The sequence below is a fragment of the Streptomyces sp. NPDC001222 genome, from assembly GCF_042896945.1.
In the GTDB taxonomy this organism is placed as follows: Bacteria; Actinomycetota; Actinomycetes; order Streptomycetales; family Streptomycetaceae; genus Streptomyces; species Streptomyces gibsoniae.
The window spans coordinates 1-14,894 of record NZ_JBIAXT010000038.1 but is presented as its reverse complement, the minus strand read 5'-3'; the positions used below and the strand labels follow the sequence as shown (position 1 = coordinate 14,894).

Annotated in this window: 16 protein-coding genes and 1 pseudogene; 4 read left to right on the top strand and 13 right to left on the bottom strand. The window is 71.5% G+C overall.

The genetic code is table 11. The features are described 5' to 3' along the window. Nucleotides 1-119: 119 nt before the first annotated feature. From truB to rimP, 7 genes are all read right to left on the bottom strand, one after another. Nucleotides 120-1,025 carry a tRNA pseudouridine(55) synthase TruB gene (gene truB, locus ACFY2Z_RS35050; protein WP_390748040.1) on the bottom strand — a complete coding sequence of 302 codons (906 nt, stop codon included), beginning with the start codon at nucleotides 1,023-1,025 and terminating at the stop codon, nucleotides 120-122. Then, entirely contained in the window at nucleotides 1,022-1,474 is a 453-nt protein-coding gene (gene rbfA / locus ACFY2Z_RS35045) for a 30S ribosome-binding factor RbfA (protein WP_311697209.1), read from the bottom strand. The genes truB and rbfA overlap by 4 nt, the downstream gene beginning before the upstream one ends. A gap of 38 nt (nucleotides 1,475-1,512) precedes the next feature. Next, nucleotides 1,513-1,806, bottom strand: a complete 294-nt coding sequence (locus ACFY2Z_RS35040) for a DUF503 domain-containing protein (protein ID WP_311697210.1) — start codon at nucleotides 1,804-1,806, stop codon at nucleotides 1,513-1,515. A gap of 236 nt (nucleotides 1,807-2,042) precedes the next feature. After that, nucleotides 2,043-5,135, bottom strand: a complete 3,093-nt coding sequence (infB, locus tag ACFY2Z_RS35035) for a translation initiation factor IF-2 (protein WP_390748039.1) — start codon at nucleotides 5,133-5,135, stop codon at nucleotides 2,043-2,045. Between the two features lie 145 nt (nucleotides 5,136-5,280). Beyond that, on the bottom strand, nucleotides 5,281-5,592 hold the full coding sequence (locus ACFY2Z_RS35030) for a YlxR family protein (RefSeq protein WP_390748038.1): 312 nt from the start codon (nucleotides 5,590-5,592) through the stop codon (nucleotides 5,281-5,283). A 129-nt stretch (nucleotides 5,593-5,721) separates the two neighbouring features. Continuing rightward, a complete protein-coding gene (gene nusA / locus ACFY2Z_RS35025) occupies nucleotides 5,722-6,717 on the bottom strand; it encodes a transcription termination factor NusA (RefSeq protein ID WP_311697213.1) in 996 nt (331 codons plus the stop codon). Between the two features lie 2 nt (nucleotides 6,718-6,719). After that, complete coding sequence (gene rimP / locus ACFY2Z_RS35020) at nucleotides 6,720-7,229, bottom strand: ribosome maturation factor RimP (protein WP_390748037.1); 510 nt, start codon at nucleotides 7,227-7,229, stop codon at nucleotides 6,720-6,722. 240 nt (nucleotides 7,230-7,469) lie between these two features. On the opposite strand from rimP, the gene ACFY2Z_RS35015 reads away from it, so the two are divergent. The 3 genes from ACFY2Z_RS35015 to ACFY2Z_RS35005 all read left to right on the top strand — a co-directional run bounded on the left by ACFY2Z_RS35015 (nucleotide 7,470) and on the right by ACFY2Z_RS35005 (nucleotide 9,633). Then, nucleotides 7,470-8,177 (top strand): hypothetical protein, encoded by a 708-nt coding sequence (locus ACFY2Z_RS35015; protein ID WP_390748036.1) that lies wholly within the window; start codon nucleotides 7,470-7,472, stop codon nucleotides 8,175-8,177. Continuing rightward, nucleotides 8,174-8,656 carry a ferritin-like domain-containing protein gene (locus tag ACFY2Z_RS35010; protein ID WP_390748035.1) on the top strand — a complete coding sequence of 161 codons (483 nt, stop codon included), beginning with the start codon at nucleotides 8,174-8,176 and terminating at the stop codon, nucleotides 8,654-8,656. The genes ACFY2Z_RS35015 and ACFY2Z_RS35010 overlap by 4 nt, the downstream gene beginning before the upstream one ends. Nucleotides 8,657-8,730: 74 nt before the next feature. Continuing rightward, nucleotides 8,731-9,633 carry an aminoglycoside phosphotransferase family protein gene (locus ACFY2Z_RS35005; RefSeq protein WP_390748034.1) on the top strand — a complete coding sequence of 301 codons (903 nt, stop codon included), beginning with the start codon at nucleotides 8,731-8,733 and terminating at the stop codon, nucleotides 9,631-9,633. A gap of 99 nt (nucleotides 9,634-9,732) precedes the next feature. On the opposite strand, the gene ACFY2Z_RS35000 is transcribed toward ACFY2Z_RS35005, so the two are convergent. The 5 genes from ACFY2Z_RS35000 to ACFY2Z_RS34980 form a co-directional block, all read right to left on the bottom strand. After that, entirely contained in the window at nucleotides 9,733-11,433 is a 1,701-nt protein-coding gene (locus ACFY2Z_RS35000; RefSeq protein ID WP_390748033.1) for a proline--tRNA ligase, read from the bottom strand. Nucleotides 11,434-11,541: 108 nt separating this feature from the next. Further along, nucleotides 11,542-12,090, bottom strand: coding sequence for a GNAT family N-acetyltransferase (locus ACFY2Z_RS34995; protein WP_390748032.1), 549 nt, complete (start codon nucleotides 12,088-12,090; stop codon nucleotides 11,542-11,544). A 31-nt stretch (nucleotides 12,091-12,121) separates the two neighbouring features. Then, complete coding sequence (locus ACFY2Z_RS34990) at nucleotides 12,122-12,970, bottom strand: GNAT family N-acetyltransferase (protein ID WP_390748031.1); 849 nt, start codon at nucleotides 12,968-12,970, stop codon at nucleotides 12,122-12,124. Nucleotides 12,971-13,062: 92 nt separating this feature from the next. Continuing rightward, a complete protein-coding gene (locus tag ACFY2Z_RS34985; protein WP_390748030.1) occupies nucleotides 13,063-13,320 on the bottom strand; it encodes a DUF397 domain-containing protein in 258 nt (85 codons plus the stop codon). Then, a complete protein-coding gene (locus tag ACFY2Z_RS34980) occupies nucleotides 13,317-14,132 on the bottom strand; it encodes a helix-turn-helix domain-containing protein (RefSeq protein WP_390748029.1) in 816 nt (271 codons plus the stop codon). The genes ACFY2Z_RS34985 and ACFY2Z_RS34980 overlap by 4 nt, the downstream gene beginning before the upstream one ends. A 136-nt stretch (nucleotides 14,133-14,268) precedes the next feature. Here ACFY2Z_RS34980 and ACFY2Z_RS34975 point away from each other — a divergent pair, with 136 nt between their 5' ends. Then, nucleotides 14,269-14,733, top strand: coding sequence for an ATP-binding protein (locus tag ACFY2Z_RS34975; RefSeq protein ID WP_390748028.1), 465 nt, complete (start codon nucleotides 14,269-14,271; stop codon nucleotides 14,731-14,733). Nucleotides 14,734-14,761: 28 nt separating this feature from the next. Here ACFY2Z_RS34975 and ACFY2Z_RS34970 read toward each other — a convergent pair. Beyond that, nucleotides 14,762-14,894 (bottom strand): annotated as a pseudogene (locus ACFY2Z_RS34970) (4-hydroxy-3-methylbut-2-en-1-yl diphosphate synthase); the annotation flags it as partial.

Below are 14,894 nucleotides of genomic sequence, written 5' to 3'. Positions count from 1 at the left end.
TGGGGTGAATAGGCGAGGGGGGATGGATAGACCTCTGGGAGGGGGAACCGAGGGGGGACCGTGGAGCGGCGGCTCGAACCCCGTGCTCGCCGCTCCACGGGCTCGAACCGACAACGGCGTCAGCCGAACACCGCCAGGCTCTTCGCCTTCCCCTTGGACGCCTCGACCAGCGCGAGCAGGCGGCCCTCAGGGTCGAAGACAGCGACGGTGCCCCGGTTCGCGTACTCCTCGGGCATCTCCAGACGCACACCGTTGGTCAGCAGCCGGGCCCGCTTGGCGTCCACGTCCCAGCGGGGGAACGCCGCCGCGGCGGCGTCGGCGATCGGCATCACGGTCAGCTCCTGTTGGAGCTGGTCCAGGGTGCGCGCGGAGTCGATCTTGTACGGCCCGACGCGGGTGCGCCGCAGCGCGGTGAGGTGGCCGCCGACCCCGAGGTCCGCGCCCAGGTCGCGGGCGAGGGCCCGGATATAGGTCCCGGAGGAGCAGACGACGGAGACCACCAGGTCCAGCACCGGGGTGCCGTCCTCGGCGACGGCGTCCCGGACGTCGTACACCGTGAAGGAGGAGACGGTGACGGGCCGCGCGGGGATCTCGAAGTCCTCGCCGTCACGCGCCCGCTTGTACGAGCGCACGCCGTCGATCTTGATCGCGCTGACCTTGGAGGGCACCTGAAGGATGTCACCGGTCAGCTTGGCGATCCCCGCGTCGATGGCGTCCCGGGTGACCCCGGAGGCGTCGGCGGAGGAGATGATCTCGCCCTCGGCGTCGTCCGTGACGGTGTTCTGCCCGAGCCGGATGGTGCCCAGGTACTCCTTCTCCGTCAGGGCGAGGTACCCGAGGAGCTTGGTGGCCTTCTCCACACCGAGGACGAGCACGCCGGTCGCCATCGGGTCGAGGGTGCCGGCGTGTCCGACACGCCGGGTCCGGGCGATCCCGCGCATCTTGGCGACGACGTCGTGCGAAGTGAAGCCCGACGGCTTGTCGACGATGACAAGGCCGTCGGGCGTGGTGTGCTGCTGGGTCATGCCGAGGTGTCGTCCGTCTCGTCGTCGGAGTCGGGCTTCTTGTACGGGTCGGCCTCACCGGCGTACGAAGCGCCCGTGGCCGTCTCGCGCACCTTCGCGTCGGAGGCGCGCGCCTGGTCGAGGAGGTCCTCGATGGTCCGTGCCGTGTCCGGCAGGGCGTCCGCGACGAAGGTGAGGGTGGGCGTGAACTTCACCCCCGCGGCGCGCCCGACCTCGGAGCGCAGGATGCCCTTGGCGCTCTCCAGGCCCGCGGCCGCCGACTTCCGCTCCTCGTCGTCCCCGTACACCGTGTAGAAGACGGTCGCCTCCCGCAGATCACCCGTCACCCGGGTGTCCGTGATGGTGACGTGTGTGCCGAGCCGCGGGTCCTTGATCCCGCGCTGCAGCTTCTGGGCCACCACCTCTCGGATGAGGTCCGCCAGCCTCTTCGCCCGCGCGTTGTCGGCCACTGGTCCGTCTCCCGTTCTTTCCTGTCTGTGTTCAATGCTCAGTCGTCGTCGCCGTGGAAGCGCCGTCTCACGGACAGCAGCTCCACCTCGGGGCGCCCGGCGACCAGCCGCTCGCACTGGTCGAGTACGTCGGTCACGTGCCCCGCGTCGCCGGCGACCACCGCGAGGCCTATACCGGCCCGCCGGTAGAGATCCTGGTGGTCCACCTCGGCCGCGCTCACCGCGTACTTCCGCTGAAGTTCGGCGACGATCGGGCGGACGACGGAGCGCTTCTCCTTCAGCGACCGTACGTCGCCCAGGAGGAGGTCGAAGGACAGCGTCCCCACATACATGTATGGATCCGGATGACCCGCCGGTACGGGATCGATGGCCCCGCCGCCGGAAGGGGCAGGGACACGAAAACCGTACAACGAACACCGGAGGCGGCTCGACGGGGTTTTCACCGGAGGCCGTCGGGCCAGGGGCGGGGTGCCGGGGCCGAAGCCCCGGGCAGACGGCACGCCGGCCGACGGGACCAGGTCCCGTCGGCCGGCGGTGATCCGTCGGCGGTCACACCCGCTGCGGGGTGTTACACCCGCGGCTTCTCGCGCATCTCGTACGTCGCGATGACGTCGTCGATCTTGATGTCGTTGAAGTTGCCGAGGTTGATACCACCCTCGAACCCTTCGCGGATCTCGGTGACGTCGTCCTTGAAGCGACGCAGGCCCTCGATGGTGAGGTTCTCCGCGACCACCTTGCCGTCGCGGAGGAGGCGCGCCTTGGTGTTGCGCTTGACCTCGCCCGAGCGGATGAGGACACCGGCGATGTTGCCCAGCTTGGACGACTTGAAGACCTCGCGGATCTCCGCCGTACCGAGCTCGACCTCCTCGAACTCCGGCTTCAGCATGCCCTTCAAGGCCGCCTCGATCTCCTCGATCGCCTGGTAGATGACCGAGTAGTACCGGACGTCCACGCCCTCGCGCTCGGCCATCTGCGCCGCGCGGCCTGCCGCGCGGACGTTGAAGCCGATCACGATGGCGTCCGAGCCCATCGCCAGGTCGATGTCCGACTCCGTGACCGCACCGACGCCGCGGTGCAGGACGCGGATGTCGACCTCTTCGCCGACGTCGAGCTGCAGCAGGGAGGACTCCAGGGCCTCGACCGAACCAGAAGCGTCACCCTTGATGATCAGGTTCAGCTGCTGGACCTCGCCGGCCTTGAGCACCTTGTCCAGGTCCTCGAGCGAGACACGGCGCGTGCGCTTGGCGAACGCGGCGTTCCGCTCGCGGGCGGCACGCTTCTCCGCGATCTGGCGGGCCGTACGGTCCTCCTCGACCACGATGAAGTTGTCGCCGGCACCCGGGACGTTGGTCAGACCCAGGACCTGCACCGGCGTCGACGGGCCGGCCTCGGCCACGTTGTTGCCGTTGTCGTCGAGCATCGCCCGGACGCGGCCGTACGCGTCGCCGACCACCATCGTGTCGCCGACTCGCAGCGTGCCTCGCTGGACGAGGACCGTCGCCACGGCACCGCGGCCGCGGTCGAGACGGGACTCGATCGAGATGCCCTGCGCGTCCTGGTTCGGGTTGGCCCGAAGGTCCAGGGCGGCGTCGGCCGTGAGGACCACGGCCTCCAGCAGGCTGTCGATGTGCAGGCCCTGCTTGGCGGAGATGTCGACGAACATCGTGTCGCCGCCGTACTCCTCGGCCACGAGGCCGTACTCGGTCAGCTGACCGCGCACCTTGGTCGGGTCGGCGCCCTCGACGTCGATCTTGTTGACCGCGACCACGATCGGCACCTCGGCCGCCTTGGCGTGGTTCAGGGCTTCGACCGTCTGCGGCATCACACCGTCGTTGGCCGCGACCACGAGGATCGCGATGTCCGTCGACTTGGCACCGCGGGCACGCATGGCGGTGAACGCCTCGTGACCCGGGGTGTCGATGAAGGTGATCGCCCGGTCGTCGCCATTGACCTGGGTCGCGACCTGGTAGGCACCGATGTGCTGGGTGATGCCACCGGCCTCGCCCGCGATGACGTTCGTCTTGCGGATGGCGTCGAGCAGACGGGTCTTACCGTGGTCGACGTGACCCATGACGGTCACGACCGGCGGACGGACGACCAGGTCCTCCTCGGAGCCCTCGTCCTCACCGAACTCCAGGTCGAAGGACTCGAGCAGCTCGCGGTCCTCCTCCTCGGGGCTGACGATCTGAACCGTGTAGTTCATCTCGCCGGCGAGGAGCAGCAGGGTCTCGTCGGAGACGGACTGCGTGGCCGTGACCATCTCGCCGAGGTTCATCATGACCGCGACGAGGGACGCCGGGTTGGCGTTGATCTTCTCCGCGAAGTCGGTGAGCGACGCACCGCGCGACAGGCGAATGGCCTCGCCGTTGCCGCGAGGCAGCATCACACCGCCGACCGACGGGGCCTGCATGGCCTCGTACTCCTGACGGCGCTGCCGCTTCGACTTGCGGCCACGACGCGCCGGTCCGCCGGGACGGCCGAACGCACCCTGCGTGCCACCGCGGCCACCCGGACCACCGGGACGACCGCCGAAGCCGGGACGGCCACCGCCGCCACCGCCGAAGCCGCCGCCACCGCCGGGAGCACCGCCACCGGGACGACCGGCGAAGCCGCCGCCGCCACCGGGACGACCGGCACCGCCGCCGCCACCGGGACGACCGGCGAAGCCGCCACCACCCGGACGACCGCCGCCGCCGGGACGACCGGCACCGGCCGGACCACGGCCGCCGGGGCCGCCGCCGGGACGCGGGCCGGCAGCGGGACGCTGCGGCATCATGCCGGGGTTCGGACGCGGACCCGCGGGGCCGCCGCCGGGACGCGGACCGCCCTGCGGACGGGGCATCGAGCCCGGAGTCGGGCGCGGGCCGCCCGGAGCCTGCGGACGGGGACCGCCACCGGCGGCACCCTGCGGACGGGGACCGCCCTGACCCGCACCCTGCGGACGCGGGCCGCCGGGAGCACCGCCCGGGCCGCCCGGACGGGGGCCGCCCTGCGGACGGGGCGCCTGCGGGCGCGCCATACCGGTGGAGCCACCGGAGGTGAAGGGGTTGTTGCCCGGACGGGGACCGGCCGGACGGGCACCGGGACGCTGTCCCTGGCCACCCGGACGCGGGGCACCCGGACGAGCACCCTGACCACGCTCCTGACCCTGACCGCGCGCGTCGGGACGTGCGCCGGGCTTCGGGGCGCCGGGACGGGCTCCCGGACGGGGGGCCTGAGCCGGGGTCGGCGTCTGGGCAGCCGGAGCCGACGGCGGTGCCGTGAACTCGGGCGTGCTCGGGGCCGGGGCCGCCGGGGCGGGCCGCGGCGCGGGCTTCGGGCCGGGCGTCGGCCGCGGGCCCGGGGCGGGAGCCGCCGGACGCTCGGCCGCGGGGCGCTCGGCCGCCGGGGGCTTGGGCGCCGGCGGGCGCGGGGCAGCCGGACGTGCGGCCTGCGCCGGGGAGGGCGCGGCCGGCTTGGCCGGTGCGGCCTTGCGGGGGGCGGCGGGCTTCCCGCCGCCGTTGCCCTGCTGCAAGGCGTCGGTCAGCTTACGTACTACGGGCGCCTCGATCGTCGAGGACGCCGAACGGACGAATTCACCGAGTTCCTGGAGCTTGGCCATGACGACCTTGCTCTCCACACCGAACTCCTTGGCGAGTTCGTAGACCCGGACCTTAGCCACTTCGCTCCTTTGAGGTCCGGGTTGCGGCCGGACCGTCGCTAGTTCATGGGCGTACTCATCGCGTACTCATCGAGTGCTCATCGCAATCTCGACCTGCTTTCGACTCGCGAGGTACCAGACCGCACGGGGATCCACGCGGCGCGTCTTACGGTGTTACCTGCTCAGCTACGCGCTGTCGGCAACCTTCGGTCTGCTCGACGTACTGGCGCAACGCCTTTATGTCGAGCGGCCCCGGGACGCGGAGCGCCCTGGGGAACGCCCGGCGGCGGACCGCCAGGTCGAGACAAGCCGACACGGGGTGCACATAGGCACCCCGGCCGGGCAGCGTACCGCGAGGATCGGGGACGCAGTCGTCCTCGATCACCACGGTGCGCAGCAGTTCGATCTTGGCCGCTCGCTCCCGGCACCCCACACAGGTGCGCTCAGGGCATGCGCGGGCATGCGTCCGGCCAGACACGCTTAAGTCTACCTCCCCGCAGCGACCTCACCCCTTTGGGGCAAGAATCGAACACCTGCTGCGTAAAAAACTGTCGTGATCTCAGCGACGCCCGGCCGGGGATCTATTCCCCGGCCGGGGCCGGAGATCTCATCCCTGCCGGTCGGCGGGCTGCTCGGTGTCCGGTCGGATGTCGATCCGCCAGCCGGTCAGACGGGCGGCGAGGCGGGCGTTCTGCCCTTCCTTGCCGATCGCCAGCGACAGCTGGTAGTCCGGGACCGTCACCCGGGCGGAGCGCGCCGCGAGGTCCACGACCTCCACCTTGGAGACACGGGCCGGGGAGAGGGCGTTCGCCACCATCTCGGCCGGGTCGTCCGACCAGTCGACGATGTCGATCTTCTCGCCGTTCAGCTCGCCCATGACGTTGCGGACCCGGCCGCCCATGGGGCCGATGCAGGCGCCCTTGGCGTTCAGACCCGATCGGGTGGACCGGACGGCGATCTTCGTACGGTGGCCGGCCTCGCGGGCGATCGCGGCGATCTCGACGGACCCGTCGGCGATCTCCGGCACCTCCAGGGCGAAGAGTTTCTTCACCAGATTGGGGTGCGTGCGCGAGAGGGTGACGGACGGACCGCGCACACCCTTCGCCACCCGTACGACGTACGACCGGATCCGCTTGCCGTGCTCGTACGACTCGCCCGGCACCTGCTCCTGCACCGGCAGGATGGCCTCCAGCTTGCCGATGTCCACGAGCACGTTCTTCGGGTCGCGGCCCTGCTGGACCACACCGGTGACGATGTCGCCCTCGCGGCCCGCGTACTCGCCGAGCGTCGCGTCGTCCTCCGCGTCGCGCAGACGCTGCAGGATGACCTGCTTCGCGGTGGTGGCGGCGATGCGGCCGAAACCCGACGGGGTGTCGTCGAACTCGCGCGCCTCCTGCCCCTCCTCGAGGTCCTCGGGGTCCTCCTTCGCCCACACAGTCACATGGCCGGTCTCCCGGTTGAGCTCCACGCGCGCGTGGCGGCGGCTTCCCTCGGTGCGGTGGTAGGCGATGAGGAGGGCCGCCTCGATCGCCTCGACCAGCAGGTCGAAGGAGATCTCCTTCTCCCGAACCAAGCCCCGCAGGGCACTCATGTCGATGTCCACGGCTACGCCTCCTCCTCTTCCTTCATGTCCTTCGTGTCCTTGCGGTTGAACTCGACCTGTACGCGCGCCCTGTCGATCTCCGGGAAGGCGAGTCTGCGGGTGGTGGCCTTGCGGCCCTTCACACCCGGCACCTCGAGGTCGACTCCCTCGTCGTCGACCCGCAGAATCCTGGCGACCAGCTCGCCGCCCTCGGCCAGCTGGAACCTCACCAGCCGGCCCTCGGCCCGTACGTAGTGCCGGTGTTCGCTGAGGAGGCGCTCCGCGCCCGGGGTTCCGACCTCGAGGGTGTACTCACCCTCGCCCATCGCGTCCGTCTCGTCGAGCTTCGCCGAGAGCTCGCGGCTCACATCGGCGATCTGGTCCAGGTCCGCTCCGGTGTCGGAGTCGACGACGACGCGCAGCACACGCTTGCGGCCTACGGAGTCCACCGCGATCTCTTCGAGGTCAAGACCCTGGGAGCTGACGAGCGGTTCCAGAAGTTCTCGCAGCCTCTCGCTCTGGGTGGTGCTCATCCGGGTGACTCCTCGGCCGCGTGTGCTGTTGTGGGATGGTCGCGTGTCAGGTCAAAGGGTATCCGGTCCCGGAGGGTGTTGCCGTCCACCGGCACCGCCTCCCGGCCGCCCGCGGGCCCGGCCGGACCCTTGGGGGCCCCGGCCCGGCCGAGCCGATGGCGATCAGTGGGGCGGTGCGCGGGTACGGTGATCACGGGCAGCCGCCCATCCGTTCGTACGAGGTCTTCGAGGACGTCTGCCGTGCCGTTCCCTCCGCACTCGCGCACCCGTCTGCGCAGAAGGAGTCTGCTCGCGTCGGCCGCGGGTGCCGCGCTGGTCGCGGGCTGTTCCGCCGCCGCCGATACGACCGGCCCGGGCCGCGGCACCTCGGCCGCCGACCGGGTACGCGCGCGTGCCGCCCGCGACAGCGAGGAGCTGGCGCAGCGCTACGCCGCCGTGATCGCCGCCCATCCGGCGCTGGCGGCCCGGCTGGGCCCGCTGCGCGCGGAGAACGTCCGGCACGCACAGGCGCTCGGTGCCCACCCTGGGAGTTCGGGCGCCCACCCCGGGAACTCGGCGTCCGCTTCGGGGTCGGCGTCCCCGTCCGCTCAGGGGTCCGCATCCCCCGCTGCTTCCGGGTCGGCGTCCCCGTCCGCTTCGGGGTCCCCGTCCACCTCGGGATCCCCGTCCACCTCGGGATCCCCGTCCACCTCGGGATCCCCGTCCACCTCGGGATCCCCGTCCACTTCGGGGTCCCCGTCCACCTCGGGATCCGCGTCCCCCTCGGCGTCCGCCGTCCCTGCGGACCCGAAGGCCGCTCTCGCCGGGCTGGCCGCGGCCGAACGGACCCTGGCCGACCGGCGGGCGGCCGCGCTGCTGGACGTGCCGGGTGAGCTGGCCCGGCTGATGGCGTCCGTGGCGGCGGCCGGGGCCGCCCATGTGTATCTGCTGACGGAGGGCGGAAGATGAGCGACAGCGACAGCACGCCGAAGGACGGCGGCGAGCTGGCGGCCCTGCAGGCCGCCCTGCGCGCCGAGCACGCCGCGGTCTACGGCTACGGCGTCGTCGGCGGACGCGTCGAGCGGACCCGCCGGGCGGATGCACAGGCCGCCTACGACGCCCACCGCGCCCGGCGGGACGAACTGGCCCGGGCGGTACGGGACCTGGGCGGTACGCCGGAGCCCGCCGCGGCCGGGTACGCGCTGCCCTTCACCCTCCCCGACTCCGCCGCCGCCGTGCGGCTCGCCGCCGAACTGGAGGAGCGGGTGGCCGGGGTGTACTCGGACCTGGTGCGGGCGTCGACGGGCGCGCGGCGGCGGTCCGCGGCCGAGGCGCTGCGGGAGGCGGCGGTGCGGGCGGTGCGCTGGAGCGGCGAGAGCGTAGCCTTCCCTGGTCTGGCCGAGCGGGCGGCGGCCTCCCCCACCGCGTCGGTGACACCGCGGACCTGAGCGGCGCCGCGGGACGTAGGCGTACGCGCATCTCGCACGCGTGCGAAGCCGACCTGGAAGGGAACAACTCGCGCATGGCTTTCGAACCGCCGCGGCGTCTCGTGCGGGCGCTGGGCGAGACGCACCGGGACGGCGGCACCGAGTGGCTGGCCACACTGCCCGGGCTGATCCGGCAGGCCGTGGATCTACGCGGGTTGACCGTGGAGCGGGTGCAGGCGCCGGGCGGCCGCAGCAGCCTGGTGCTGCTGGTGCGGCAGGCGGACGGCACGCCCGCAGTACTGAAGCTGGCGCCGCCCAGGGCGCGGCCGGAGAGCGAGCGGGCGGCGCTCGTGCACTGGAACGGCTCGGGGGCCGTACGGCTCCTGGACGCGGACGCCGAGCAGGGCGTCTTGCTGCTGGAGCGGCTCCATCCGGAGATGTCGGTGCGCTCGCTGCCGGAGGCGAAGGCCCTGCTGGAGGCGGCGGGTACGCTGCGCCGGCTGTGGGTCGAGCCGCCCGCCGGGCACGGTTTCGAGACGGTCGCCGGGCGCACCGGGCGACAGGCCCAGGCGATGCGGGAGGGCGCCCGGACGGATCCCGAGGCCGCGCCGCTGATCGAGGCGGCGCTAGCGGCCCGTGAGCAGTTGCTCGCCGCTCCGCCCGAGGAGCGGCTGCTGCACGGCACCCTGCGCCAGAGCAAGATCCTCGCCGGGGAGCGGATGCCGTGGCTGGCGGTGGGCCCGGATCCGGTGGTCGGCGAGTGCGCCTTCGATCTGGCGCGCCTGGTGCGCGACCGGGTGGAGGACCTGATCGCGGCACCCTCGGGTGCGTCGATCACCCGCCGCCGGGTGAAGCGGCTCGCGGAGTCGCTGGATCTGGACCAGGAGCGGCTGCGCGGCTGGACGCTGTTCCGGGCGGTCGAGTCGGGGGTGCGGGCCCGCCGGGTGGGCCGCACCCAGGACGCGGAACTGCTGCTGGAGTTCGCGACCTGGCTGTAGCGGTCCCGAATCCGTCGAAGAGGCCGGAGCCGTGGGAGAGGCCGACGGCCGCCGGTCTCGGAGACCGGCGGCCGTCGCCGCGCAGAAGGGCGCGGACCGTCAGGCGGTGAGGCGGGCGACCGCCTCGTCCACCGTCAGCTCCTCGCGCTCGCCGGTGCGGCGGTCCTTGAGCTCCAGCACGCCCTCGCCGGAGCGGCGTCCGGCCACCAGGATCTTCGGCACACCGATCAGCTCGGCGTCCGTGAACTTCACGCCCGGGGAGACACCGGCCCGGTCGTCGACCAGGACGCGGAGGCCGGCCTCGGCGAGCTTCCCGGACACGTCGAGGGCCAGTTCGGTCTGGAGCGCCTTGCCCGCCGCCACCACGTGCACATCGGCCGGGGCGACCTCCGCGGGCCAGCACAGGCCCTGCTCGTCGGCGGTCTGCTCGGCGAGCGCGGCCACCGCGCGGGAGACACCGATGCCGTAGGAGCCCATGGTCACGCGGACCGGCTTGCCGTTCGGGCCGAGGACGTCGAGCTTGAGGGCGTCGGCGTACTTGCGGCCCAGCTGGAAGATGTGGCCGATCTCGATGGCGCGGTCGAGCTTGAGGCCGGTGCCGCACTTGGGGCACGGGTCGCCCTCCCGCACCACCACGACGTCGACGTAGGCGTCGACCTCGAAGTCGCGGCCGGCGACCACGTTCTTGGCGTGCATGCCCTCCTTGTTGGCGCCGGTGATCCAGGAGGTGCCGGGGGCCACCCGCGGGTCGGCGATGTACGTGACCTTCTCCAGACCCTGCGGGCCGACGTAGCCGCGCACCAGGTCGGGGCGGGCGACGAAGTCGTCGACGGTGACCAGATCGACGGAGGCCGGCGCGAAGTGCGCCTCGACCTTGTCCATGTCGACCTCCCGGTCGCCGGGGACACCGACGGCGACGATCTCGCCGTCGACCTTCACCAGGAGGTTCTTCAGGGTGGCGGAGGCCGGGACGCCGAGCGAGGCGGCGAGGGTCTCGATGGTCGGGGTGTCCGGGGTGGGGATCTCCTCCGGCGCGGGCACCTCGCCGGCGTCGACCGGCTTCAGCTCGTAGGTGATCGCCTCGGTGTTCGCGGCGAAGTCGCAGTTCGGGCAGTCGGCGAAGGTGTCCTCGCCGGCCTCGGCCGGGGCGAGGAACTCCTCGGACTTGGAGCCGCCCATCGCGCCCGCGGTCGCGGCGACGATCCGGTAGTCGAGGCCGAGGCGCTCGAAGACCCGCTGGTAGGCCTGGCGGTGCAGGGCGTAGGAGTGGGCCAGGCCCTCGTCCTCCAGGTCGAAGGAGTACGAGTCCTTCATCAGGAACTCACGGCCGCGCAGGATGCCCGCGCGCGGCCGCGCCTCGTCCCGGAACTTGGTCTGGATCTGGTAGAGGATGACCGGGAGGTCCTTGTACGAGGACGCCTGGTCCTTCACCAGGAGGGTGAAGATCTCCTCGTGGGTCGGGCCGAGCAGATAGTCGCCGCCCTTGCGGTCCTTCAGGCGGAACAGCTCGGCGCCGTACTCGTCCCAGCGGCCGGTCGCGTCGTACGGCTCGCGCGGCAGCAGGGCGGGGAGCAGCACCTCCTGCGCGCCGATCGCGTCCATCTCCTCGCGGACGATCCGCTCCACGTTGGCGAGGACCTTCTTGCCGAGCGGCAGCCAGGTCCACACGCCTGCGGCGGTACGACGCACGTAGCCGGCGCGGACCAGCAGCTTGTGGCTGAGGACCTCGGCGTCCGCCGGGTCGTCGCGCAGCGTCTTCGCCATCAACTGGGACATGCGCTGGACCGGTGCGTTCGCCATGGTTTCTCGTACTCCTGCCGATGGGATCCCCCCGCCCGGGCGAGACCGCGCAGGGAGGAGGCTGATGGCTAGGAGGTTAGCCGGGCTTGCTGTGCCGGTGGAAATCCGTTAACGGCGGCGGAGTGGCAAGGGAGCGCCCATTACGGCGTACGGCTTCGGCGCGCTGGGGAAGACCACCCGTCGGGCCAGGTCCACATAGCCCAGGGAGTGGTACAGGCCGCGGGCCGGGCTGTCCGTGTCGATCGCCGAGAGGATCGAGCGCGGCTGGGCGGCGGCGTCGGTGATGGTGGTGATCAGGCCGCGGCCGATGCCCCGGTTCTGGTAGGCCGGGTGGACATGGAGTTCGGTGATCACGAAGGAGCTGTCGAGCCAGTCGTCGTGCCCCTGGGCGCGCAGATAGGGCTCGACGACGGTGGACCACCAGTGCGTACGGTCGTTGGGCATGCCGTAGACGAACCCGGCGAGCCGTCCGTCGACGGTGGTGGCGCCCAGTGCACGCGCACCCGGGTAGTTCATGTGCCGCAGCACGATCTGGCGGCGCACGGCGACCTCCTCGGCGCCGAGCCCGAACGCTACGGCCTGCACCGCGAGCGCCTCGTCGACGCGGGCGGACAGGTCCAGGGGGCCGATCACTACGTCGACGGGGGTACGCGGCATGCCTGGAGCCTACCGGGGCATCGAGCCGCTCTCAGAACAGAATGCTCATGAAGGCGCCGACCTCCTGGAACCCCACCCTGAGGTAGGTCCGTCGGGCCGCGGTGTTGTAGTCGTTGACGTACAGGCTCGCCACCGGCGCCACCTCGTGCAGCGCATAGCGCAGCACGGCTGCCATACCGGGCGCCGCGAGGCCCTGGCCGCGGTACTCGGGGGCGACCCACACGCCCTGGATCTGGCAGGCCCTCGGGGTGGCCGCGCCGATCTCCGCCTTGAACATGACCCGGCCGTGGTCGTCGAGCCGGGCGAAGGACCGTCCGGCGCCGACGAGTTCGGCGACCCGGGCCTGGTAGAGCAGCCCGCCGTCGCCCGCCATCGGGGAGACGCCGACCTCCTCGGTGAACATCGCCACGCACGCCGGCATGATCGTCTCCATCTCGTCCTTGCGGACGCGGCGGACATACGGATCCGGGGCGATGTCGGCGGGCATACGGTCGGTGATCATGAGCGGCTGATGGGCGCGGACCTCTCGGGCCGGGCCCCAGCCGGGCTCCAGCAGCCGCCACAGCTGGGCGGTGGGCCCGGCGGGTCCGACGATCGATGAGCAGCGGCGGCCGGCCCGCCGGGCACGGTCGGCGAAGGCGCGCACCGCGCGCGGGGTCGCGCAGATCGGCACGAGGTTGGCGCCCGCGTAGCACAGCGACGTCAGCATGCCGTCCTCGTACCAGCCCCACATCTCGCCGCCCAGGCGCCACGGGTCGAGGCCCGCGACCTGCACCCGGGACGTCACGAAGGCGTTCGTGACCGGCTCGCGGTCGAGGACGGCGAGTGCGGCGTCCAGGTCACTCGGCTCGAGGACCCGGGTGGTGGTCTGCGTCAACAAGTGCGGATGCCTCACCCTGGGATCTGCTGATCTCCGCACTGTACCTGGCGTACCTCGTGGGCGCCGCCCCGTAGCACCCGGTAAGGGCACGATCACCGAGCGGCGAACCCGACGAAGGCCTCCCAGGCGGCGGGTGGGAGGGTGAGGGTGGGACCGGTGTCGGGAGCGTGCTTGGAGTCACGGATGTGGATGGCGGTGGGGCAGGGAGCGATCTCTAGGCATTGGCCGCCTTCGCCGTCGCTGTAGCTGGACTTGCGCCAGCTCAGGGCGACTTCGAGGCACTGACCTCCCTCGCCGCTGCTGTAGGTGCTCTTGAACCACACAAGCTCGGATGGCTCTTGGGTGTTCATGTCTCTCCCAGAAACCTCTCTACGAAAGTCAGTGATTCGCGCGGGGTCAGGGCCTGGGCGCGCAGAAGGCTGTACTGCTCCTCCAACTCCCTGACAGCTCGACGGTCGGTGAAGAGGCGGCTGTACGTATGCACCTCCGCATAGGCGATCCTGCGCCCTTCCGTCGTCTCGATCAACGTGAAGGGGCCAGCGAGTGCCGCGTGCTCCTCGCGGTCGTTCGGCATGACCTGGATCTCGACGTTCCGCTGCTGCCCGACGAGCAGAATCTGTTCCAACTGGCCCCGCATGACAGCCGTTCCGCCCAGACGCCTACGGAGGATCGACTCCTCCATCACGAAGCTGATGACGGGCGCCGGCTTCCTGGAGAAGATCGACTGACGGGCCAACCGAGCTGTCACACGCTGGTCGACGACGTCCTCGTCCAGCAAAGGCCGCCTCATGGCGAACACCGCCCGCGCGTAGTCCTCCGTCTGCAACAGACCGTTGACCACGAGGGCGTCGTACACATGCCACTCCACCGCCTCTTTCTCCAACTTCGCCGCATCCTGGAAGAACGGCGGATACTGCGCCCTCTCCATCTCCTCGACGAACTCCAGCAACACCCCATGCGCGTCCAGCACTTCATCCGCCTGCCCGATGAACTGCCGCGACGGAATCCGTCTCCCCTGCTCGAAGGAGGCGATCGTCGACTCCGAGTACCCCGTACGCGCGCCGAGTTCCGCACGTCCCATCCCCGCCCACGTCCGCAGCCTCTTCAACTGCCGCCCGAAGATGTGCGGCACACCCGTCCCCACGGCCTGATCGTCGCTCATACACCCCTCACCGCTCCTGGCGCAGCACCGGTTACGGCTCAGCTCGCGTACAGACGCGCCCCGATCACGTACAACGCCCGACGGTCGCGGTTCAGCCGCTGTTCAACGCTACGCAGCGTGCGGGAGCGTAAACCCCATGAAGTCAGCAACTCCCCATGACTGGCATATGCCGAGGCGCATCCCGTCCGCGCACGCGTTCGAGATGCGGTTCACGTCCAGTCCCCGGGGCGCCCGGCTCGCCCGGCGTCTCGTCTCGCATCGGCTCCACGAGTGGGGGCACCCCTACGACGGCACCTTCAACGAGACCGTCACCCTGATCGCCGCCGAGCTGGCCGCCAACGCCGTACGGCACGGGCATGTGCCGGGGCGGGACTTCCACCTACGGCTGGTCGAGACGCCGTACGGCGTACGGCTGGAGGTCTCCGACACCCGCACCGAGCGCCTCCCCGCGCACCGGCCCCCGGGGGACCCGGCGGTCGACGAGTCCGGGCGGGGTCTGCTTTTGGTGGAGACACTGGCCGAGCGGTGGGGCGTGGAGCCGCGCAGGCCGGGGAAATGCGTCTGGGCGGAGGTACGACGAAGTCCCGCCACCGACGGGTGACGGGACTCGCGTGAAGGGTGCGTGGGGCTCAGCCCGCGACCGCGACGGACGGCTCGCCGGAGGCCACGCCGTCCTTCTCCATCTGCTCGGCCAGCTTCATGGCCTCCTCGATCAGGGTCTCCACGATCTTCGACTCGGGCACCGTCTTGATGACCTCGCCC

Bases quoted from the DNA above. Each gene is read 5' to 3' on its own strand.
- truB (WP_390748040.1), bottom strand. From the start codon at position 1,025: ATGACCCAGCAGCACACCACGCCCGACGGCCTTGTCATCGTCGACAAG.
- ACFY2Z_RS35040 (WP_311697210.1), bottom strand. From the start codon at position 1,806: ATGTATGTGGGGACGCTGTCCTTCGACCTCCTCCTGGGCGACGTACGG.
- rimP (WP_390748037.1), bottom strand. From the start codon at position 7,229: ATGAGCACCACCCAGAGCGAGAGGCTGCGAGAACTTCTGGAACCGCTC.
- ACFY2Z_RS35010 (WP_390748035.1), top strand. From the start codon at position 8,174: ATGAGCGACAGCGACAGCACGCCGAAGGACGGCGGCGAGCTGGCGGCC.
- ACFY2Z_RS35005 (WP_390748034.1), top strand. From the start codon at position 8,731: ATGGCTTTCGAACCGCCGCGGCGTCTCGTGCGGGCGCTGGGCGAGACG.
- ACFY2Z_RS35000 (WP_390748033.1), bottom strand. From the start codon at position 11,433: ATGGCGAACGCACCGGTCCAGCGCATGTCCCAGTTGATGGCGAAGACG.
- ACFY2Z_RS34995 (WP_390748032.1), bottom strand. From the start codon at position 12,090: ATGCCGCGTACCCCCGTCGACGTAGTGATCGGCCCCCTGGACCTGTCC.
- ACFY2Z_RS34985 (WP_390748030.1), bottom strand. From the start codon at position 13,320: ATGAACACCCAAGAGCCATCCGAGCTTGTGTGGTTCAAGAGCACCTAC.
- ACFY2Z_RS34980 (WP_390748029.1), bottom strand. From the start codon at position 14,132: ATGAGCGACGATCAGGCCGTGGGGACGGGTGTGCCGCACATCTTCGGG.
- ACFY2Z_RS34975 (WP_390748028.1), top strand. From the start codon at position 14,269: ATGAAGTCAGCAACTCCCCATGACTGGCATATGCCGAGGCGCATCCCG.